This window comes from Saccharothrix sp. AJ9571 (assembly GCF_021725495.1).
Lineage (GTDB): Bacteria > Actinomycetota > Actinomycetes > Mycobacteriales > Pseudonocardiaceae > Amycolatopsis > Amycolatopsis magusensis.
In genome coordinates this window covers 985601-1007242 of record NZ_CP091382.1, presented here as the reverse complement: position 1 = coordinate 1007242, position 21642 = coordinate 985601, and the positions used below count along the sequence as shown (strand labels likewise).

Here is a 21642-nt window from a genome sequence, read left to right as displayed (position 1 = left end):
GGCATGACCGAGCCGTTCCGTCACGCCACGCTGGAGGCGACGCTCGAGCGGATCACCTTCGCCAGCGAGGAGACCGGCTACACCGTGGCCAAGGTCGACACCGGGCGCGGTGGTGACCTGGTCACCGTGGTCGGCGCGCTGCTCGGCGCGCAGCCGGGGGAGGCGCTGCGGCTGCGTGGACGCTGGGGTTCGCACCCGCAGTACGGGCGCCAGTTCCACGTCGAGGACTACCAGACCGTGCTGCCCGCCACGGTCCAGGGCATCCGCCGCTACCTCGGGTCCGGGCTGATCAAGGGGATCGGGCCGAAGCTGGCGGACAAGATCGTCGAGCACTTCGGCCTGGACTCGCTCGAGGTGATCGAGCACAGCCCGGAACGCCTGATCGAGGTGCCGAAGCTGGGCCCGAAGCGCACCAAGCTGATCGCCGAAGCCTGGGAGGAGCAGAAGGCGATCAAGGAGGTGATGGTCTTCCTGCAGGGCGTCGGGGTGTCCACCTCGCTGGCGGTGCGGATCTACAAGCAGTACGCCGACCGCTCGATCGACGTGGTGCGCACCGAGCCCTACCGGCTGGCCACCGACGTCTGGGGCATCGGCTTCAAGACCGCCGACACCATCGCGAAGGCGGTCGGCATCCCGCACGACAGTCCACAACGGATCAAGGCAGGGCTGCAGTTCACCCTGTCCGAGGCCACCGGCAGCGGTCACTGCTTCCTGCCCGACACCGAGCTGATCGCCGAGGCGATCAAGATCCTGCAGGTGGACGCCGGGCTGGTGATCGAGTGCCTGGCCGAGCTGGTCGACGAGGAGGGCGTGGTCCGCGAGGAACTGCCCGACGGCGACGACCGGGTCTCCGCCATCTACCTGGTGCCGTTCCACCGCGCCGAGCTTTCCCTGGCCGCGCAGCTGATGCGGTTGCTGCACACCAGCGCCGACCGGATGCCCGCCTTCGCCGGTGTCGACTGGGGCAAGGCGCTGACCTGGCTGCACCGGCAGACCCAGGCGGAACTGGCCCCGGCGCAGGAGGAAGCGGTCAAGCTGGCGCTGAGCGAGAAGGTCGCCGTGCTCACCGGCGGTCCGGGCTGCGGCAAGAGCTTCACCGTGCGGTCGATCGTCACGCTCGCCGCGGCGAAACGCGCGAAGGTGCTGCTCGCCGCGCCCACCGGCCGTGCCGCGAAGCGCCTCACCGAACTGACCGGGCACGAGGCCGCGACCGTGCACCGGCTGCTGGAGCTGAAGCCGGGCGGGGACGCCGCCTACGACAAGGACCGGCCGCTCGACGCGGATCTGGTGGTGGTCGACGAAGCCTCGATGCTGGACGTGCTGCTGGCGAACAAGCTGCTCAAGGCGATCCCGCCGGGCGCGCACGTGCTGCTCGTGGGTGATGTCGACCAGTTGCCCTCGGTCGGCGCGGGTGAGGTGCTGCGTGATCTGCTGGCGCCCGGCACGCCGATCCCGCACGTCCGGCTGACCCAGATCTTCCGCCAGGCAGGCGAATCCGGGGTGGTGACCAACGCGCACCGGATCAACGGCGGCGACTTCCCGATCACGCAGGGCCTGACCGACTTCTTCCACTTCAGCGTGGACGATCCGGAGGAGGCCGCGAAGCTGACCGTGGACGTGGTCGCCCGCCGCATCCCGAAGAAGTTCGGCCTGAACCCCCGGCGTGACGTGCAGGTGCTGGCGCCGATGCACCGCGGTCCGGCCGGGGCGGGCGCGCTGAACTCGCTGCTGCAGGAAGCGGTGACACCGCCGAAGGACGGGGTGCCGGAGCGGCGGTTCGGCGGGCGGACCTTCCGCGTCGGCGACAAGGTCACGCAGACCAGGAACAACTACGACAAGGGCGCGAACGGCGTGTTCAACGGCACCCAGGGCGTGGTGGTCGCGATGGACCTCGACGAGCAGACCCTGCTGGTGCGCACCGACGAGGACGAGGACGTCGAGTACGAGTTCGCCGAGCTGGACGAGCTCATCCACGCCTACGCGGTGAGCATCCACCGCTCGCAGGGCAGCGAGTACCCGTGCGTGGTCATCCCGCTGACCACCAGCGCGTGGATGATGTTGCAGCGCAACCTGCTCTACACCGCGGTCACCCGGGCGAAGCAGCTCGTGGTGCTGGTCGGGTCGAAGAAGGCGATCGGGCAGGCGGTGCGCACGGTCGGCGCGGGCCGCCGCCACACCGCCCTCGCCCACCGCCTACGAGCAAGATGAGGCTTCTTCGGTCGGCGGCGCGGCCCATTCGCCCGCCCGTGCCTGCTTTTCGGCGAGCACGCGGCGGGGCAGCTGGGAGCGCGCGACCTCGCGGAGCAGCGGGCTGCGGAACGAGAATTCGACGCGGACGCCGTCGGCCAGCCGTCGTTGCGTCCGCAGCAGGTCCTGCCGCCCGAGCGTCTCCAGCAGCTTCACCACCTCGCCGAGGTCGTACTCGCCGAGCGCCGCGACGGCTTCGGGCGTGAACGGATCGTCGAGCACGGCCGCGTCCCGCAGAACCGCCTTCTCACCCGGCGGCAGCGCGTCCAGCTGAGCCGCGAGCATCGCGTGCACGGCCGGCGGCACGGCCGGTGCCTGGCACACCGCCCAGCGCCACGTCGGTGAGGGCGTGGCCTCCGGCAGCACCCTCGCGTACTCGGTGGCGAAGCGGGGATTGCCGCCGATCCGCCGCACCAGGTGCTCGTACTGCCTGCCCGGCCGCCCGGTGAGCGTGCCGAGCAGCCGCGCGGTGGCGGCGTCGGACAGCGGCTCCAGCGTCATCGTGGTGGTGTCGCGGCGGGCCGGTTCCGGCTGTCCCGTGGTGACCACCAGCAGCGGCACCGGCCGCGCGAGGTCCTCGACGAACCGGTGCACCGGCTCGCCGGCGAGGTGCAGGTCGTCCAGCAGCACCACCAGTGGCGCGGTGCCCGCGGCGCCTTCGAGCAGCGCCCGGCAGGCGGGCACCGAGTCGGCGAGCGTGGCGTTGTTCGGTTCCCACAGCAGGGTGCGCAGGTGCGCCGCCGCCCACGCGGCGGCATGACCGGTGCCGAGCAGCAGGTGCACGGTTTCGGCGAGCCGCGCGGCCGCGGTGGCGAAGGAGTCTTCCGCGTCGATCCCGGCACACGAGCGCACCAGTTCGGCGAAGACCTCCAGCGGTTCCCCGCCGCCGGCCCGCACCACGCGCACCGGCTCGCGGAGTTCCCGTGCCGAGCGGCCGAACTCGCTCAGCAGCCTGCTCTTGCCGATGCCCGGCTCGCCGAGGACCGCGACCAGGTGCGAACGCTGCCACCGCCGCACTTCGTCGAGCAGCCCGTGCAGGCGGCCGAGCTCGCGGTCCCGGCCGATCATCGGCCCGGTGAAGGGCCGGACCGTGGTGGTGACCGGCCCGTCCACCCGTGCCGTGTCGCCCTGGTCGGTGAAGTCGAAGGCGTGACTGGTCGAGGCCCGGGTGGCCGCGCAGGCGCGCACTTCGCCGAATGGCACTTCCGGCAGCAACCGCAGTCCGGTCGCCAGCAGCCCACCGGCCACTTCGGGAGCCCGCCGCCCGGACAGCGACACCAGTGCGTCGCCGGTGGTGACGATGGCGTGCGCGCGGCAGAGCCGGTCGCGCAACGCCAGCGCGGTCCGCACGGCGTTGACCGCGTCGTGCTCGCCGGTGCGCGGCACGCCGAACAACACCAGCCAGGTCGAGCCGATCGAGCCGCGCACGCTGCCGCCGTGCCGCCTGGCCTCTGCGTGCACCAGTTCGGTCTGCTCGTCGTGCAGCTCGCCGAGGTCCTCCGGATCCTCGGTGGCGGGGTCCGGCTCGGACCGCACCAGCACCGCGCTGACCCGCTTGCGTTCCAGCGTCACACCGGCGGCCGGGCGTGGGGGCGGCTCGCCGAACTCCAGGCGCGCGATGCTGGCCAGCGCGGGCGGGATCTCCGTGACCTCGGCGGGCAGCGAGAGCGACGGGTCGTGGTTGAGGATGGCGCGCTCCAACGCCTGCAGGTCCCGGCTGGGGTCGAGGCCGAGGCTGTCGACCAGCGCGGTGCGCGTCCGGCGGTAGGCGGTCAGCGCGTCGGCCTGCCTGCCGCACCGGTAGAGCGCGAGCATCAGCTGCCCGGCGAGCCGTTCCCGCAGCGGTTCGGCCTCGGCGACGGCCTCCAGTTCGCCGATCACCTCGTGGTGCCGCCCGCCTGCCAGCTCGGCTTCCATGCAGTCCTCGATGGCGGCGAGCTTGGCGTTCTGCACGGTGAGCAGCTCGGGCCAGCGGACCCCGGACTCGATCAGGTCGGCGAGCGCCGGACCGCGCCAGAGCGCGAGCGCCTCGCGCAGGGTCGCCGCGGCGGTGTCGAAGGACCGGGCGGTCAGCTCGGCCCGGCCGTGCTCGACCAGCTCGTGGAAGCGGAAGAGGTCGACCTGCCGCGGGTCGATCCGGAGCAGGTAGCCGGGTGCGGTGGTGAGCAGCTCCGGCGCCCCGGGACCGGCGCCTGCCAGCACCCCGCGCAGGTCGGCGATCGCATTGTGCAATATCTTCCTTGCGGTTTGCGGGGCAGCCCCGGACCACACCGCCTGCAACAGCCTGCTGGTGGCCACCACGTTGTTCGCGTGCAACAGCAGAAACCCCAGAGTCGCCCGCCGATTGTGCCCGCTGATGCCGATCGGATTGTCGCCGGAGAACACCTCCAGCGGACCCAGCAAATTGAATCGCATGACCGTCCGCCCTCGGTCGGTGATTTCGTATTCAAGACTGGACAGGTGCGTCAGTACGGCGCCCGATCGGGGCGGACTTTCTCAGAAAGCCTACCGAACGCGGTACATGATGTGAAGGGGTTCAGTCGGCGATTAATGTGCTTGGTCAATTATTAACTTAGAAAATGCTTATAACCAACCGGTCGCGGTCCACCTGTCGGGATTGGGCCGCTCCCTGGGGGTGCCGGGCGCCGGTGGAGCGGAGGGACGGGCCTGATGAAAGAGGGTATCAGTACGGAAAATAATCGAACGTGCACCGAGAATGACTGACCCGTTCGGGTTAATACGAGCTAGTGCATCATCATCAGATTCGGGCCCGCCCGGACCTCGATGTGCGCCGAATTTCCGGCCAATGGGTCAGTTTTCCCGACTTTCCTACGAAAGTTGCTAGTTTGTTCAACAGTGCAACGGGGCGCTGCTGGTCTGCAGTGGAAAGCAGCACCGTTGCCGCGGTGCCGAGCGATCCGGGGGGGATGGCGATGGAACTGGTGGAACGCGATGAGCAGTTGCGTGTACTCGAGCTGCTGCTCAACGAAACACTGGTCAGGAAAGGTCAGGTCGCGTTGCTCGACGGCCCGGCCGCGAGTGGTAAAACGGAACTGCTGCGGGTGTTCGCCGAACGCGCGCAGAAATCGGGGGTGCTATTCCTGAGCGCGTCGTGCTCCCGTTCGGAGCGGGCGTTGCCCTTCGGCGTGATCAGCCAGCTGGTGCACAGCGCGGTCCTGCCGGTGGACCTGCAGGCGCGGCTGGTGCGGCTGGTCGACGAAGGGGTCGCCGAGGCGCTCGCCGCCCGGTCCCGCGGTGAACCCGCCGAGCTGGGGCAGGTGTTCCACGGCATCTCACTGGCGCTGCTGGAGCTGGCCGCGCTGGACCCGCTGCTGATCGGCGTGGACGACCTGCGCCAGGTCGACACGCTGTCCCTGCAGTGCCTGCTGTACCTGATCCGGCGGCTGCGGTCGGCCCGGATACTGGCCGTGCTGACCGACGACATCGACCCGGCGCCGGCGCAGCGCCCGTTCGGCGGGGAACTGCTGCGCCAGCCGCACTTCCGGCGGATCAGGGTGGCGCCGCTGTCCGAGGCCGGGGTGGCCGGGCTGCTGGCGCGCGGCGACCTGCCGGCCAGGCTGGCGCCGGAGTTCCACGCGGCCACCGGCGGCAACCCGCTCCTGCTGGCGTCGCTGGCCGAGGACCACCGCGAGGTGGGCACCGCCCGGCCGGAGGGGTACGGCCTGGCCGTGCTCAGCTGCCTGCACCGGGGGGACCTGGTCCGGACGCGGGTGGCCCGTGCGGTGGCCGTGCTGGGCGGGCAGGGCTCGCCCGAGGTGCTCGCCGCGCTGGCCGTCACCGATCCGGACGTGGTGCGGCAGAGCTGTGCCGCGCTGACCGCGGCGGGCTTGCTCGGCGACGGCGTGTTCCGGCACCCGGTGGGCAGGCAGGCCGTGCTCGACGACCTGGGTCCCGACGACCGGATCGACCTGCACCGGCGGGCGGCGCGGCTGCTGCACGAACAGGGCGCGCTGGCCCTGACCGTGGCCGGGCACCTCATCGAGGCCGCCGATGTGGAACCGCCCTGGGCGGTGACCGTGTTGCTGGAGGCCGCCGAGCAGGCGCTGCTGTCCGACCGGATGGAGCTGGCCGCCGACTCGCTGCGGCTGGCCCACCGCGCCAGCCTCGGCGAGGCCGATCGGGCGGCCATCCGCGCGCGGCTCGCCTACGCCGAATGGCAGGTGAACCCGGCCGCCGCGGCCGAGCACCTCGATCCGCTCGTCGCGGCCATGCGCGCCGACCAGCTCAACCGCCGTGACTGCATGGTGCTGATCCGGCAGTTGCTCTGGCACGGCCGGGCCGACGAGGCGAAGGACCTGCTCGACCGGTTGCGTGGCTCGGTGGCCGGGCAGCACCCCGAGGCCGCGGCCGAACTGCGGCACACCGAGCTGTGGCTGACCAGCGTGCACCCGCCGCTGGCCCGCCGGAGCCGTCCGCCGGTCCGCCAGCCGGGGGCGGACCCCGCGCTGGTGACGCCGAAGGCCGATCCCGGGCTGCAGTCCACCGCGATGCTGGCGGACATGCTCGCGCGCGGCCGCAGTCACGAAGCCCTGGACCGGGCCGAGCTGGTGCTGCGGGACATCGACCTCAACCGCAGCACGTCCTGGGCCGAGGAGTCGGCCATGCTGGCGTTGCTGGTGCTGATCAGCGCGGGGCAGGCCAAGAGCGCGGCCGAGTGGTGCGACCGGTTGCTCGGCGCGGCCGAAGGCAGGCGGGCGCCGGTCTGGCGGGCGATGTTCGCCAGCGCCCGCGCCACCATCGCGGTGCGCCAGGGCGAACTGGCCGCGGCGGCCGAGTACGCCGAGGTGGCGCTGAACCAGCTGGCCCGCAAGTCGTGGGGTGTGGCGATCGGCCTGCCGCTGGGCAGCCTGATCCTGGCGAAGACGCGGATGGGCCGGTTCGAGGAGGCCGCGCAACTGCTCACCTACACCGTGCCGGACGCCATGTTCGGCAGCCGGTACGGCCTGCCGTACCTGTACGCGCGCGGGAACTACTACCTCGCCACGAACCACCACCACGCCGCGCTCGCGGACTTCCTGTCCTGCGGGGAACTGATGCAGGGCTGGCGGCTGGAGGTCTCCGGACTGGTGCCGTGGCGCACTTCGGCGGCCGAAGCGTGGCTGCGGCTGGGCAATCTGGAGCAGGCACGGCTGCTCGTGCACGACCAGTTGGCCCAGCCGGGTACCGACGGCTTCCGCACGCGCGGGGCGTCTTTGCGGTTGCTGGCGGCGTTGAGCCCGTCACCACGACGGCTGTCACTGCTCACCGAAGCGCTGGAACTGTTCGAGTCCGCCGGGGATTGCTACGAACAGGCGCGGGTACTGGTCGATCTGAGCCGCGTGCACTACGAGGCCGACGACAAGCGCCGTGCGCGGAAGGTCTTCCGGCGGGCCTGGCACCTGGCGAAGGTGTGCGATGCGCAACCGCTATGCGCGGACCTGCTGTCCGCGAGCAGCGATCTGTCCACAGGGGCCGGTGCCGGGGAGGACAGCGCCGGCATCACCTCACTGACCAGTTCGGAACGCCGCGTCGCCGCGCTGGCGGTGATCGGCTACACGAACCGGGAGATCGCCGGGAAACTGCACATCACGGCGAGCACGGTGGAACAGCACCTGACCCGCGTCTACCGCAAGCTGAACGTGAAACGCCGCAACGATCTCCCGCTGGACCTGCGTGCCGAACCGGCACCGCGGATCCGCCTGGCATAACGGTGGTTATCGTGCGCGCATAAGAAAGCCCCCGGCGCTCGAGGGGGAGGTGGCGCCGGGGGCTCAAGGTCGGCCGAGGGGGGTGGCCGACTGGGTAAGCGTACCGCGTGGTCTGGGTCCGTGGGGGACGAAGTCCGGAATTCTCGATTCGGCGGGCGAAGTTCACCCGGGAGCGGGCTGCTACCAGCTGACCGGCAGGGCGTGCAATCCGTACACGGCGCCCTGCCGCTTGTACGGCAGGTCCTCCACCGGTGCCGCCAGCCGCAACGTGGGAACACGCGAGACCAGCTTGCGGAACAGGATTTCCAGCTCGAGGCGGGCCAGGTTCTGCCCGACGCACTGGTGCACGCCGTACCCGAAGGCGATGTGGTGGCGCGCCCCGCGGCGGATGTCGAACGCTTCAGGACTGGGGAAAACCCCAGTGTCCCAGTTGGCGGCACCGAGCAACGCGATGAGCCCTTCGCCCGCCTTGATCGTTGTTCCGCCCACCTCCATGTCCTCGGTGGCGATGCGCGCGGGCACGATGTCGCCGATGCTCAGGTACCGCAGCATTTCCTCCACGGCCGGGCCGACCAGTTCGGGATCGGCGCGCAACGCGGCCAGTTGCTCGGGATTTTCCAGCAGTGCCAGCGTGCCGAGGGAAATCATGTTCGCGGTGGTCTCGTGCCCGGCGTTGAGCAGCAGCAGAATGGTGGCCAGCAGGTTCTCCCTGGTGACCTCGCCCTTCTCCAGGTGGTTGTGCACCAGGCTGCTGACCAGGTCGTCGTCCGGGGTGCGCTGCTTCTCCGAGATCAGGTCGCCGAGGAAGGCCCTGATCTCCGTCATCGCCTTGGCCACCTGCTCCGGCGTGCTGTCGAAGGAGAGCAGGATGCCGGTCTTGTCCTGGAAGAACTCGTGATCGGCGTAGGGCACGCCGAGCGTCCGGCAGATCACCAGCGAGGGCACCGGCAGCGCGAGGTGGGCGACCAGGTCGGCGGGCCGGTCCTGCGCCAGCAGGTGCTCGAGCTGGTCGTCGACGATCTGCTCGATGGCCGGGCGCAGCACCTTCATTCGCCGCACGGTGAATTCCGGGATGAGCATCCGGCGGTACACCGTGTGCTCCGGCGGGTCCTGCCGCATGAACGGCGGCTTGTGCCCCTGCTTGACGATGTCCTTCTGGATCGGGATCAGCGGCGGGAAACCCGGTTTGGTGATGTCCGCGCTCACCGTGGGGTGGGCCAGCACGGCACGGGCGTCGGCGTACCTGGTCAGCAGCCACGCCGGGGTGCCGTCGGGCAGTTGCGCGCGGGACACCGGTTCGGTCTCCCGTAGTTTGGCGTACTCGGACGGGGGGTCGAACGGGCACCTGCGGGCCATCGGGAACTCCGGTACCTCGGCCGCCGGATCCTGGGTCATGAGGGCACTCCTGTGTATTCGGTCGCGCCTTCGGCGCGACGGCGAGGTCGCTGGGGAGCCGGTCGCCGGACCGAACCGCGGTCAGCCGCTGGGCGGCCGGCCGCGGCTCAATCCAGCGACCGGCGCGACCTCGCGGCGGTGGGGATGGGCGGGGCGGTGAACTTTTCCAACTCTTCCTTGACTTCGGCGAGGACGTCCGCCGCTTCGGCGCCGTCGATCACGCGGTGGTCGAAGGCCAGGTTCAGCCGCATGAGGGGGGCGATGGTGACCTCGCCGTCGCGGACCACCGGGCGGTCGGCGATCCGGCCGAGGCCGAGCGTGACGGTGGTACCGCCGACCGAGTGGAAGCCGTCCACCGGGCGGTGACCCAGCGAAGTGACCGCGAAGGTGCCGAACCGCGCCGCCCGTACCGAGAGCGGGCGCACCGCCATCGCGAACAGCGCCCGCCCGAGCCACGGCGGCAACTGGTGCAGTTTCCGCGCGCCGGCGAATTCGGGCATGGTGCCCGGATCACCGTCGCGGAAGTGGTCCACTCTGGACTGGATGTCGGCGAGGCTCGCCTCGTGCACGCCATCGAGCACAGCGGACAGTACGACGCGCCGGCCGTTGATGTGCTTGTCCAGTGTCACCTTCGCGTCGACGCCACCGAACCGCGCGACCTTGGCGAAGAGCCCGCCGCGGATGGCCGCGTTCGCTTCGGGGTGCCGCGCGAGCACGCGGGCGGCGGCGTGCACCACGTAGGTGACCACGGAATACCGCTCGCCCGCCGCCTTGGCTTCCGTCCGGTGTCTGGCCACTTCGGACATGTCGATCTCGGTGTCCAGGAACACCGGCGAAAACCGCCGGATCTCACGCAGGAAGTAGAGGGTGTGCCGCCGTTCGCGGGCGATCGCCGGGAAGCTCATGCCGCCACCAGCGAGTACACGTCCGACAGGCTGCCCGCTTCGAGCAGGTCCGGCAGGGATACCGGCCGGCCGGTCTTCTTCTCCACCACGGTCAGCAACCACAGCAGGTACACCGAGTCCCAGCCGGGCAGTTCGTCCAGGCTGCGCCCGGCGTCCGAGGTGGTGACCGGCAGGCCCAGCTCGTCACGGACCAGCATGACCAGATCGTCCACTGTGTTCACTGGAGGGTTCCTCCGAAGTCGAGGTCGACGTGGGCGGGGGCTTCGGTGATCTCGCCGAGGTCGTGCCGGAAGCGGGTGACCCCGTCGCCGGACCCCGGCAGGGTGGTGAACCCGTAGCGGCGGTAGAAGTCGGCGACCTTGCCGTTCTTCGCGGTGGTGCGGTAGCTGCCGAAGACTTCGGTCAGGCCGTGCTCGCGGGCGTGGTGCAGCAGCGCCGAAAGGCACGCTTGTTCGATGCCGCGTGAGAACACGCGGCAACTGAGGATGAAGTTTTCGAGGTGGAGTGCATCGTTTTCGCGTCGGGCGAAGATGACGCCGACGAGGCCGTTCTCGCCGAACCGGTCACTGGAGCAGATGGCGAGCACGTGCCACGCGGGATCGCCGGCCAGCTCGCGCACCTCGGGCAACTGCAGTCGCCGGGTCGTCAGGTTGAACTGGTTGGTGCGCAACGAAAGCTGGGACACGCGCGGAAGTTCCTTCTCGGTCGCCGGGGCGAACCGCACTCGAACGCCGAGCTCCGCCAGGTACTGCTCGATCGAGTCGAAGTTGTCCAGGAAGTCCTTTCTGGACAGGTCTTCGCGGTACTTGTCCACCCGGGCCCGGTCTTCGACGGTCAGCTCGCGCACGTCGAACCAGCCGTCGGCGAGCAGGGTGCCGACGTGCAGCGCCGGGTCCTCGGTCACCGGGAGCACGGCGACGCCCGGGAGTTCCTCGCGGATCAGTCCGCATTCGAGCGTGCTGTCGTCGACGAAGGTGAACGCGTCCACGCCGAGGTTGAGGTCGGCGGCCAGTTGCTTCAGGTTGTCGTGCTTGGGCTGCCAGTTCGCGATGATCCGGACGAAGTCGTTCTCGCCCAGGGTCATCCGCGGGTTCTCGGTGAGCGTCCGGCGTACCGGTTCGAGGTCGTTCTTGCTCACCACCGCGAGCAGCACACCCTGCGCGCCGATCTGCTTGACTACCCGCTGGAACGCGCGGAACGCCTCGCCGTGGTGGGTTTCGGCGACTTCGACGCCGTTGTGCCCGTCCTCGCCGAGGATGCCGCCCCACACCGTGCCGTCGAGATCGAGGACGAGGCATTTCTTGGTGCGTCCGGCGGTGTTCCGTGCCAGGTGCCCGATTTCGCGGGCGTACCGGGCGAGCAGTTCGGTCGACAGGTGCATTTTGGCGTATACGGCCATGCGTGGGTCTTCGACCGGAATGCCCTCGGCCAGCAAGGGGTCCAAATCGACCACCAGCACGCCGGGGTGTTGTTCACCGAACCGCAACAGGCGTGCGTTCGCCTCGCGCCACAAGGCACCGAGTTCGGCGCGTGACCGGTGGTCAACCAGTTGCGCGGTGAAGCGATGTGGCAACGGCAAGGTGTTCAGCACCAGGGTGCCCTTGCTGTTCGCTTCGAAGATCGATGCCAGTTTGTCGAGGAAGGCCAGTTTCTCGTCGAGCACCGCGCGTACGTCGGCGGGTCGCCACGGCACTGGGACTTCGTCGAAGACGACTTCCGCGTCGAGTACGCAGAGCGTGATTTCGGCTCCCGCGCGGTAAATCTCACTGTCCGGATCGGACAGTTCGGTGAGGTAGCCGCCGAAGTCACCGACGGTCGGGCGGAGCAGCAACCCGTGCCGGGCGGCTTCGGCGGTCAACGAGGGCACCAGTGGGGACAGGGTGCCGTGGCCGGTGATCGCCACCCGGACCACGGTCGCCTGGGTGTCGTCGACCGCCAGGTTCGCCAGGAGCCGCCCGGCACGGGCGAGTTCGGCCGAGTCGAGGCCGGTGAGCAGTCCGGGCACGCGGTGGTAGGCGTCCGCGAGCAGGCCGTCGCGGTAGGCGGTGAAGAAGTCCATCAGTGCTTCTCCACCGCGAAGCCGGATTTGATCCACTTGCTGGATTCGATCGCGATACCGGCCACGCGATCGCCCTGCACGAGCCACGGCAGGACCTTTTCCAGCTGCACGAACGGCATCGCGTTGCCGATGTTGCCGGTTTCGGCGACGCAGCTGACCTCGTGCGCGTCCGGCGCGCCGAGCCGCTCGACGATGTTCGCGGTCATCTTCCCGGACAACTGCGGCGGCAGGAGGTAGTCGAGATCGGCCTGCGACCAGTCCAGCTCGCCGAGCAGCTCGTCCAGTACTTCGGCGGCCATCCCGGGCACCGACTCCTCGATCGCCTTGTAGTCCTCCAGCACCGGCGCCCGGTCGTCGTCGCGGTCAGCCACGCCGAACCACTCGACGACCTGCCCCGGCGGCCTGCCGAGCCCGACCAGCCGGACGAACACGTGCCGCAGTTCCACCGCCTCGGGCCCCGGGTCCGTGCTGAGCACGGTCGCCCCGGCGCCATCACCGAAAAGGATGAAATTGACCTGCTGCGCCGGGGGCAGCGTGGCGAAGTCGGTGTCGAAGTCGAGGTGCTTGACGCACACGTCGCCGCCGAGCACGAGCGCGTTGCGGTGCCGCCCGGTCGACAGCAACTGGCGTGCCAGGTCGAGGGCCTGCACCGCGCCGGTGCAGCCGGACTGCAGCTGGTAGGTGGGCACCTGGTCGATGCCCAGCCGGTCGGCGATGAGGTTCACCGTGGCGGGCATCAGCTGGTCGGGGGTGGCGCTGCCCATCACCACCAGGTCGATGTCGCCGGGGCCCAGCCCGGCCCCGGCCAGCGCCTTGCGCCCGGCTTCCTCCCCGAGATCGGCCAGGCTCGCGTGCGGTTTGCCGGTCTCCGGGTCGACCGCGAGGTGGCGGGTCCGGGTGCCGATGAAGGTGTCCACCCACTGCTGCCACGCGCCGGTGGTGCCGAACCGGGCGGCCAGCGCCGCGTTGTCCACCAGCGGCCCGGGAAAGGCCGTGCCGGCGGCCAGGACGTACGTTTGACGGGCGCCCATCGAGTTTCCTCCCTGCCGAGAATTCGCCCTCATGCTCGGCTGAGCGCCTAAACCCCGCCTTTCCTGCGTCTTTCGCCGTGCCTCCGCCCCCCCCGGCTCACGACCCGCGAGGTCGCGCCGGTCATCGGGCTGGGGCGCGACGGGCCGTCCAGCGGCACGGCGTGCCCCAGCCCGATGACCGGCTCGAAGCGACCTCGCCGCCGCGCCGGAGGCGCGGCCAAAGACTCAGGAAGGTCTAATAAGGCTGTGCGATCGTGCATTCGATGGGGATTTGCCGATGGCGCGGAAGGCGGGGGCTATGCGGGTTCTGGTGGTCGAGGACGACGTCCGCCTCGCCGAGGTGCTGTCGTCGGGCCTCACGGCCGAGGGCTTCGACGTGGACGTGGTCCACGACGGGTTCGACGGCTACTGGCAGGCCCGCGAAGGCGCGCACGACGTGGTCGTGCTCGACGTGCTGCTGCCCTCGATCAGCGGGTACACCGTCGCCAAGCGGCTGCGGGCCGAGGAGGTCTGGACGCCGGTGCTGATGCTCACCGCGAAGGACGGCGAATACGACGAGGCCGACGGGCTGGACGTCGGCGCGGACGACTACCTCCGCAAGCCGTTCTCGTTCGTGGTGCTCGTGGCCCGGCTGCGGGCGTTGGCCCGGCGCGGGGCGACACCGCGGCCGCGGCTGCTCAGCCACGGCGGGCTCTCGCTCGACCCGGAGTCCGGCGAATGCATGGTCAATGGCAAGCAATTGACCCTGCAGCCGCGGGAACGCGCGCTGCTGGAGGCGCTGCTGCGCAACCGCAACCGGGTGATGTCGAAGGACCGCCTGCTCAACGCGGTCTGGGGGCTGGATTCGGCGGGGGACACGAACCTGGTCGAGGTGTACGTGTCGTACCTGCGCCGCAAGATCGGCGCGGCGCGCATCGAGACGATCCGCAGCCTCGGCTACCGGCTGGTGGACCCGGATGCGTAGGGTGCGGCCGCGCTCACTGCGGTTGCGGCTGACCCTGGTGGTCACGCTGGCGGTCGGCTTCGCGCTGACCGTGGCCTCGTTCGTGCTGGTCAACAGCATGTCGAACACGCTGTTCGGTGGCATGGCCGACGCCGCGGCGGTGCAGGTGGACAAGGTGGCCGACGCGCTGGAGCACGGGCAGCCGCTGCCGCCGGAGGACCCGTCGGCGGCCACCCTGATCCGGATCGAGGACCAGACCGGGAAGGTGGTCGCGTCGGTGCCGGAGACCGGCGCGAAAGCGGTCGCCGACCGGCCGGTGCCGCCGGGGCGCACACGCGCGACCGAGGCGAGCGCCGACGACATACCGCCGGCGGAGGATTTCGAAATCGTGCCCGCGCGCACGGTGTCCACCCCGCAGGGCGACGCCCGCACGGTGCGCGCGATCTCGCGGTCGGGGCAGATCACCCAGAGCATCGACCTGGTGGTGAACTCGCTGCTGGTGGCCGCGCCGGTGCTGACGGTCTTCGTCGGCTGGCTCACCTGGTTCGCGGTGGACCGCGCGCTGCGCCCGATCGAGGCGGTGCGACGGCGGGCCGAGGCGATCAGTCACTCCACTTTGGACGAACGACTGCCGGAGCAGGACACCGGCGACGAGGTCGGCAGGCTGACGCGGACACTGAACCGCATGCTCGACCGGATCGCGTCGGGCGCGCGACGGCAACGGGAATTCGTCTCGGACGCTTCGCACGAACTGCGCACGCCGTTGGCCGCGATGCGGGCGGAACTGGAGGTTTCGCTTGCGCACCGGGACAACGCCGACTGGCGCAACGTCGCGACGCGCCTGCTCGACGACCACCGCCGCCTGGAGCGGCTCACCGGCGACCTGCTGACGCTGGCGCGCCTGGACGACGCCGCGGTCTCCCGGCGAGCGGAACCCGTGCAGCTGGACGAGATCGTCGCGGGCGAGATCGGCGCGGTGCGGCATGCGGAAGTGCGGCCCGCGCTGACACCGGTGCGGGTGACCGGCGTGGTGCCCGAACTCGTGCGCCTGGTGCGGAATCTGCTGGACAACGCGGACAAGCACGCCGCCGGGGTGGTCGCCGTCCACCTGCGGCAGGACGGCAGGCAGGTCGTCTTCACCGTCGAGGACGACGGCCCGGGTGTGCCGCCGGACCAGCGGGAACGCGTGTTCGACCGCTTCTTCCGCGTCGACGGCAGCCGGGACAGGGCCAGCGGGGGCGTCGGCCTGGGCCTCGCCCTCGTACGCCGGATCGCCCGAAGCCACGGCGGCGACGTCACCGTCACCACGTCCCCCACCCTAGGCGGCGCCCGCTTCGAAACCCGCCTCCCCACCCCCTAACCCCCTCACCCCCACGTTCAAACACCCGAGTCCTGCACTCGCGCACCCGAACCCTGCGTTCGCGTAGCCGACCCCACGCTCGAGTACCCGAGTTCCACGCTCAGGCAGCCGAGTCCCACGTTCGGGCACCCGAACCCCGCGTTCGAGTACCCGAGTGCCACATTCGGGCAGCCGAACCCCACGTTCGCGCAGGCGAGTTCCACGTTGGCGCAAGCGAGTCCCACGTTGAGGCAGCCGAGTTCCACATTCGGGCACCTGAGTTCCGCGCTCGCGCAGCCGAGTCCCGCAGTCAGGCAGCCGAGTTCAACACTTAGGCACTCGAGTTCAACCTTCAGGTAGGCGAACCCCACGTTCGCGCAGTCGAGTCCCACACCCGGATGGGCGAGCGCCGCGCTCGGGCAACCGAACCCCCACGTTTGCGTAGGCGAGCCCCCGCTCAGGCAGCCGAGTTCAACGTTGGTGCACTCGAGTTCCACATTCAGGCAGACGAACTCCACGTTCACGCACCCGAACTCTGCGGTCACGTGGCTGAGTTTCGAGCGTGGGCGGGCGCGTGCCGCATGCAGGAGCTGAGGTTCGCACTCAGGTAGGCGGGGTCGAGTGATCGTGCGCCGTGAAAGCCACATTCACGGCATGCCGGATAGCACCTGCGGGGGCCGGCGTCAATCCTGCCGTTCAGCTTCTCCTCAGCGCGGCTAAGTCCCGTCCAAGGCCTGGTCGGCAGAGTGATCTGCACAACGACCAGCGCAATCAGTGGAGAAGGGGTGCGGCGATGTTCCGCTCGTCGATGGTGGTGTGCCTGGCGCTGGCCCTCAGCGCCTGCGCCGGTGAGGCGCCCGAGCAACCGCCGCAGCAACAACAGAGCAGTGTCTACCTCCAGTACGCCCAGTGCATGCGCGACAACGGCGTCCAGGTGCCCGACCCCCGCGCCGACGACCCGAGCGCCATGTACGAGGGCGTCGACACCGCCTCCGCCGCGTTCGAGAGTGCCGACCGCACCTGCGGCGCCATCCTCGCCGACGTCGTGCAGGAGCGCCAGAAGCAAGACCCCGAGCAGCTCAAGCACCAGCAGGAGGAACTGCTCGCCCTCGCCAAGTGCCTCCGCGAGCAGGGAATCCAGGTGCCCGATCCGGTACCGGGACAGCCGGGCGGCGCTTTCGGGCCCGGCCTCGACCGCACCGATCCCGCGACGGCCGAGGCGCTCAAGACCTGCGCCACCGCCGGAAAGTAAGGACGAAACGCCATGAAGAAGCGCACGATCGCCCTCATCGCGGTCCCGGTGGTGGTCGCCGGAGCGGTCACCGCGGTGCTGCTGACCGCGACCCGCCCCGCGCCACCCGCCGGGGCCGGGCAGCCCGCGACCAACACCGCGCAGGTCGCCGTCCGCGACCTCAGCCGGACCGAGACCATGAACGGCGTCATCGCCTACCGCGACGAACGCGACCTGCCCGCGGCCAAGGGCGGTATCGCCACGACGCTGCCCGACGTCGGTGACACGATCAAGTCCGGTGGCGTGCTGCTGCGGGTCGACGAGCGGCCGGTGGTCCTGTTTAACGGCACCATCCCCGCCTACCGCGACCTCGGCCCCGGCATCACCGACGGACCCGACGTCGCGCAGCTCGAGGAGACCCTGGTCAACCTCGGCTACGGCAAGAAGTCGAGCACCTACCCCGACGCGCACTGGAACTCGGTGACCACCACCGCGCTGAAGAAGTACCAGGAGGACGTCGGCGCGGTCATCGACGGCACCGCCTCCCTCGGCGACATCGTCTTCACCCCCGGCGACGTCCGCGTCGCCAAGCGGAACACCACGATCGGCGCGCCGGTGGTGCCCGGGCAGGCCGTGCTCACCGTCTCCAGCACCGAGCGCCTGGTCACCGTGGACCTCGACCCGGTGAACCGCGACCTCGTGACGATCGGCGCCGCGGTCAAGGTCGAACCCCCGAGCGGCGACAAGATCGACGGCACCATCGAGGAAGTCGGGACCGCGCTCGAAGCCGACGCCGAAGGCAAACAGGTCTACAAGCTCAAGGTGAAGCTGGCCGACGCCGCCGCCGGCGAGAGTTTCGCCCTCGCGCCGGTGACCGTGCGCTACACGACGGTGGTCGCGCAGCAGGCGCTGACCGTGCCGGTGGCCGCGGTGGTCGGCGTGCCCGGCGGTGGTTACGCCGTCGACGTGCTTCCCGCCCAGGGCGGCGCCAGTGTCCGGACCCCGGTCGAACTCGGTGCCTGGGGCGACGGCTTCGTGGTGGTCACCGGTGGCGTGCAGGCCGGCGACAAGGTGGAGGTCCCGAAATGACCAGGCCGGTGCTCGAAATCGTCGACGCGGTTCGTGAATACCCCGGTGTGCCACCGGTTCGCGCGCTCAACGGCGTCAACCTGACCGTGATGCCCGGGGAATGGGTGGCCATCGTCGGACCGTCCGGCTCCGGCAAGTCGACCCTGCTGAACCTGATGGGCGCACTGGACAAGCCGACCTCCGGCTCGGTCCGGATCGACGGCCACGAGGTCGGCAAGCTCAACGACGAGAAGCTTTCCGCGCTGCGCGGCCGGTCGCTCGGCTTCGTGTTCCAGTCCTTCCACCTGCTGCAGAGCCTGAGTGCGCTGGACAACGTGGGCACCGCGCTGATGTACCGCGGCGTTCCGGCAGGCGAACGCCGCCGCCGTGCGGAGTCGGCGCTGACCAGGGTCGGGCTCGGGCACCGGCTCGGTCACCGCCCCTCGCAGTTGTCCGGCGGTGAGAGCCAGCGGGTGGCGATCGCGCGGGCGCTGGTCGGTGATCCGGCGCTGGTGCTGGCCGACGAGCCGACCGGCAACCTGGATTCGCGCAACGGCGAGGAGATCATGCGGTTGTTCGGCGAACTCCACGCCGACGGCGCCACGCTCGTGCTCATCACGCACGACGAGGAGATCGCGCGCGCCGCCCCGCGCCGGGTGCACATCCGCGACGGCCAGATCATCCAGGGGGCACTGGTATGACCATCACCGAGGAAAAACCACCGCGGCTGGAGAAATCCGTGCTGCGCTTCCGGGACGCGGTCGCACTGGGCAAGCTCGGTGTGCTCGGCCGCCGGGGCCGCGCGATGCTGACCGCCGTGGGCATCTCCATCGGCATCGCCGCGATCGTCGCGGTGGTCGGGATTTCCGCTTCTTCGCAGGCGAACCTGTTGCAGGTGCTGGACGATCTCGGTACGAACTACCTGACCGTCAAGCCGGGCCAGTCGTTCAGCAGCGACGAGGACGTCGAACTGCCCGCCGAGTCCGGTGGCCGTCTGTCCATTCTGGATCAAGTGCAGGCGGTGTCCACTGTGGCGCAGCTCGACGTGACCGTGCGCCGCACCGACCAGATGCCCGTCACCGACACCCGCGGTGTCGTGGTGCTCGCCGCCGAGGCGAACCTACTGTCCACATTGAACGGGAAGATGGCTTCCGGTCGCTGGCTGGACGCCGGGTTGTCCGGCTATCCGACCGTGGTGCTCGGCACGACCGCCGCGCAACGCCACGGCGTGGACATCAGCGAAGGCGGGCAGCTGGTCTGGCTCGGTGAACAGTGGTTCGCCGTGGTCGGGGTGCTGCAGGCGATGCCGCTGGCGCCGGAGCTGGACAGCGCGGCGCTCATCGGCACCGCCATCGCCACCCAGAAGTTCGGCTACCAGGGTTCACCCACCACGGTCTACGTGCGGGCGAACCCGGACGACATCAACGCGGTCCGCGACGTGGCAGGCGCGACGGCGAATCCGGAAAGCCCGCAGGAGGTCGAGGTGACCCGGCCGTCGGACGCGCTGGAGGCACGGGCCGCGGCAGACACCGCGTTCACCACGCTGCTGCTCGGCCTCGGCGGGGTCGCGCTGCTCGTCGGCGGTGTCGGCATCGCCAACGTCATGGTGATCTCGGTGCTGGAACGACGCAATGAGATCGGCGTCCGGCGCGCGCTGGGCGCCACCCGGCGGCACGTCCGCTCGCAGTTCCTGGTCGAAGCGCTGGTGCAGGCCGGGCTCGGCGGGTTCGCCGGGGTGCTGCTCGGCGCCGGCGTGACGATCGTCTACGCGCTGGTGATGGGGTGGCCGATCGTGCTGCCGGTGGTCGGACTGGCGGGCGGCGTGCTGGCCGCGCTGCTGGTCGGCGGCCTGGCGGGGTTGTACCCGGCGAGCCGGGCGGCCCGGCTCGAACCGGCGGAAGCGGTCCGGCCCGCCTGAGCGGTTCAGCGGGTTCACAGGCGCGTTAAGGCCGGTCCAAGGCTGGATCGGCACAGTCAGTCAACGAAACCAGAAGTTCCATGGAGGTGGACGGCCATGTCGAAGCGGTTGATCAAGGGCGGCGTGCCGGTGCTGGCCCTGCTGTTCGCGTTGACCGCCTGTGGCGGGAGCGACTCGGGCGAGCCGGCGCAGGAGAACAAGACCCAGGACAGCCTGCTGCAGTACGCCCAGTGCATGCGGGACAACGGGGTGCAGCTGGCGGACCCGCAGCCGGGCAGCCCCGGCGCGATGTACGAGGGCGTGGACAAGGAGTCGGCGGCGTTCGTCGCGGCGAACAAGACCTGCGGCCACTTCCTCGACGGGGTGGTGCAGGACCGCCAGAACCAGGACTCCGGCGACCAGGCCCAGCAGGACGAAGAGATGCTCGCGCTGGCGAAGTGCCTGCGGGAGAAGGGCATCGACGTACCGGACCCGGTTCCCGGCTCGGACACCCCGTTCGGCGACAAGCTGGACCGCACCGACCCGGCCACGTCGAAGGCGCTCAAGGACTGCCAGCAGTCGGCCGCGCCGTCGCAGGGGTGAGGTCGTGAAGAAGAAGGTCGCGGTCCCGGTGGCGCTGGGCCTGGTGCTCGTCGCCGGAGCCGGGGTGTGGGTGGTCGCCGAAAGCGGTGGCGAGCCCGCGGCTCCGGCCGTGGGCGCGGCGCAGACCGCCGACGTCGCGGTCCGCGACCTGACCCGCACGGAGAAGCTGAACGGGGTGGTCGCGTACCAGGACATGCGCGACCTCTCGGCGGCGCAGAGCGGCGTGATCACCGAGCTGCCGTCCGTCGGCACCGAGCTGACCAGCGGTGATGTGCTGATGCGTGTCAACGACAAGCCGGTGGTGCTGCTCAACGGCGTGGTACCGGCCTGGCGGGACCTGAACTCCGCGGTCACCGATGGCCCGGACGTGCACCAGCTGGAAACGGCGTTGCTGGCGCTGGGCTTCGGCAAGCCCGTCGCCGGTTACCCCGACGACGACTGGAGCTCGAAGACCACCAACGCGGTCAAGCAGCTGCAGAAGAAGATGGGCGCCGCGGACGACGGGGTGCTGTCGCTGGGCGAAGTGGTCTTCGCCGAGGGCGACCTGCACATCGCCAAGCTCAACGCGCACGAAGGCGCGACGACCTCGCCGTCGGCGCCGGTGCTGACCGTGCAGAGCACCGATCGCGTGGTCAGCGTCGAACTCGAACCGCTGGACCGCGATCTGATCGAGGTCGGCAAGGCGGTGGAGGTCGAGCTGCCCAGTGGCGACAAGGCGCCCGGCAAGATCGAGTCGGTCAGCACCACGCTGGAGATGAACGCGGACAACAAGGGCGTCTTCAAGGTCACCATTTCGCTCGACGCCCCGGACCAGGTGAACGGGCTGGCGCTGGCGCCGGTGACCGTGCACTACGTGGGAACCGTGGCGCAGCAGGCGCTTTCGGTGCCGGTGTCCTCGGTGATCGGTATGGCCGGTGGCGGGAACGCGGTGGTTGTGGTCACCCCGGACGGCACCACGAAGCAGGTACCGGTGAAGCTGGGCGAATGGGGCGATGGCTTCGTACAGGTCACCGGCGACCTCCCCGTCGGCACCAAGGTCGCAGTCCCCGTGTGACGGCCTCACGCCGACGCCGGCTCGAAACCCTGAACGTGGGACTCGGCTACCCGGGTGCGGAACTCGGCTACCTGAGTGTGGGACTCGGCTGCGTGAGTGTGGGGTTCGGGTGCAGGAACGTGGGACTCGCCCTGGACGCCCCCGCCGGGCGGGTCCCGCCAA

Annotated in this window: 17 protein-coding genes; 10 read left to right on the top strand and 7 right to left on the bottom strand. The window is 70.2% G+C overall.

Annotated features, from left to right (window positions below; all coding sequences use genetic code 11):
- Window positions 1-3: 3 nt before the first annotated feature.
- Window positions 4-2208 (top strand): ATP-dependent RecD-like DNA helicase, encoded by a 2205-nt coding sequence (recD2, locus tag L3Q67_RS03885; RefSeq protein WP_499188227.1) that lies wholly within the window; start codon window positions 4-6, stop codon window positions 2206-2208.
- Here recD2 and L3Q67_RS03880 read toward each other — a convergent pair.
- The gene (locus L3Q67_RS03880) at window positions 2194-4662 is read right to left on the bottom strand and encodes an ATP-binding protein (RefSeq protein WP_499188226.1); all 2469 of its coding nucleotides are present in this window, start codon (window positions 4660-4662) and stop codon (window positions 2194-2196) included. The two genes, recD2 and L3Q67_RS03880, sit on opposite strands and share 15 nt — an antisense overlap.
- A gap of 491 nt (window positions 4663-5153) precedes the next feature.
- On the opposite strand from L3Q67_RS03880, the gene L3Q67_RS03875 reads away from it, so the two are divergent.
- On the top strand, window positions 5154-7955 hold the full coding sequence (locus L3Q67_RS03875) for an ATP-binding protein (protein WP_499188225.1): 2802 nt from the start codon (window positions 5154-5156) through the stop codon (window positions 7953-7955).
- A gap of 180 nt (window positions 7956-8135) precedes the next feature.
- Here L3Q67_RS03875 and L3Q67_RS03870 read toward each other — a convergent pair whose 3' ends face one another.
- From L3Q67_RS03870 to L3Q67_RS03850, 5 genes are all read right to left on the bottom strand, one after another.
- Window positions 8136-9350 (bottom strand): cytochrome P450, encoded by a 1215-nt coding sequence (locus L3Q67_RS03870; protein WP_499188224.1) that lies wholly within the window; start codon window positions 9348-9350, stop codon window positions 8136-8138.
- Between the two features lie 107 nt (window positions 9351-9457).
- A complete protein-coding gene (locus tag L3Q67_RS03865; protein WP_499188223.1) occupies window positions 9458-10255 on the bottom strand; it encodes a 2-oxo acid dehydrogenase subunit E2 in 798 nt (265 codons plus the stop codon).
- Window positions 10252-10476, bottom strand: coding sequence for an acyl carrier protein (locus L3Q67_RS03860; protein WP_499188222.1), 225 nt, complete (start codon window positions 10474-10476; stop codon window positions 10252-10254). The genes L3Q67_RS03865 and L3Q67_RS03860 overlap by 4 nt, the downstream gene beginning before the upstream one ends.
- Window positions 10473-12314: an HAD-IIIC family phosphatase gene (locus L3Q67_RS03855; protein ID WP_499188221.1), complete on the bottom strand. Its 1842-nt coding sequence runs from the start codon at window positions 12312-12314 to the stop codon at window positions 10473-10475. The genes L3Q67_RS03860 and L3Q67_RS03855 overlap by 4 nt, the downstream gene beginning before the upstream one ends.
- Complete coding sequence (locus L3Q67_RS03850; RefSeq protein ID WP_499188220.1) at window positions 12314-13345, bottom strand: 3-oxoacyl-ACP synthase III family protein; 1032 nt, start codon at window positions 13343-13345, stop codon at window positions 12314-12316. Before L3Q67_RS03850 ends, L3Q67_RS03855 begins: the two co-directional genes overlap by 1 nt.
- A 298-nt stretch (window positions 13346-13643) precedes the next feature.
- Between L3Q67_RS03850 and L3Q67_RS03845 the strand changes: the two genes are divergently transcribed.
- Window positions 13644-14309 carry a response regulator transcription factor gene (locus L3Q67_RS03845; RefSeq protein WP_153035353.1) on the top strand — a complete coding sequence of 222 codons (666 nt, stop codon included), beginning with the start codon at window positions 13644-13646 and terminating at the stop codon, window positions 14307-14309.
- Window positions 14302-15648 (top strand): sensor histidine kinase, encoded by a 1347-nt coding sequence (locus tag L3Q67_RS03840; protein ID WP_499188219.1) that lies wholly within the window; start codon window positions 14302-14304, stop codon window positions 15646-15648. Before L3Q67_RS03845 ends, L3Q67_RS03840 begins: the two co-directional genes overlap by 8 nt.
- A gap of 17 nt (window positions 15649-15665) precedes the next feature.
- Here the strand turns inward: L3Q67_RS03840 and L3Q67_RS03835 are convergent, their stop codons facing one another.
- Complete coding sequence (locus tag L3Q67_RS03835; protein WP_499188218.1) at window positions 15666-16172, bottom strand: hypothetical protein; 507 nt, start codon at window positions 16170-16172, stop codon at window positions 15666-15668.
- A gap of 248 nt (window positions 16173-16420) precedes the next feature.
- Between L3Q67_RS03835 and L3Q67_RS03830 the strand changes: the two genes are divergently transcribed.
- From L3Q67_RS03830 to L3Q67_RS03805, 6 genes are all read left to right on the top strand, one after another.
- Window positions 16421-16879: a hypothetical protein gene (locus tag L3Q67_RS03830; RefSeq protein WP_499188217.1), complete on the top strand. Its 459-nt coding sequence runs from the start codon at window positions 16421-16423 to the stop codon at window positions 16877-16879.
- Between the two features lie 12 nt (window positions 16880-16891).
- Window positions 16892-17947, top strand: a complete 1056-nt coding sequence (locus L3Q67_RS03825) for an RND family efflux transporter (protein WP_499188216.1) — start codon at window positions 16892-16894, stop codon at window positions 17945-17947.
- Complete coding sequence (locus L3Q67_RS03820; protein WP_499188215.1) at window positions 17944-18627, top strand: ABC transporter ATP-binding protein; 684 nt, start codon at window positions 17944-17946, stop codon at window positions 18625-18627. Before L3Q67_RS03825 ends, L3Q67_RS03820 begins: the two co-directional genes overlap by 4 nt.
- Entirely contained in the window at window positions 18624-19844 is a 1221-nt protein-coding gene (locus tag L3Q67_RS03815; RefSeq protein ID WP_499188214.1) for an ABC transporter permease, read from the top strand. Before L3Q67_RS03820 ends, L3Q67_RS03815 begins: the two co-directional genes overlap by 4 nt.
- 96 nt (window positions 19845-19940) lie before the next feature.
- Window positions 19941-20426, top strand: coding sequence for a hypothetical protein (locus L3Q67_RS03810; protein ID WP_209664618.1), 486 nt, complete (start codon window positions 19941-19943; stop codon window positions 20424-20426).
- A 4-nt stretch (window positions 20427-20430) separates the two neighbouring features.
- On the top strand, window positions 20431-21480 hold the full coding sequence (locus tag L3Q67_RS03805) for an efflux RND transporter periplasmic adaptor subunit (RefSeq protein WP_499188213.1): 1050 nt from the start codon (window positions 20431-20433) through the stop codon (window positions 21478-21480).
- Window positions 21481-21642 lie beyond the last annotated feature (162 nt).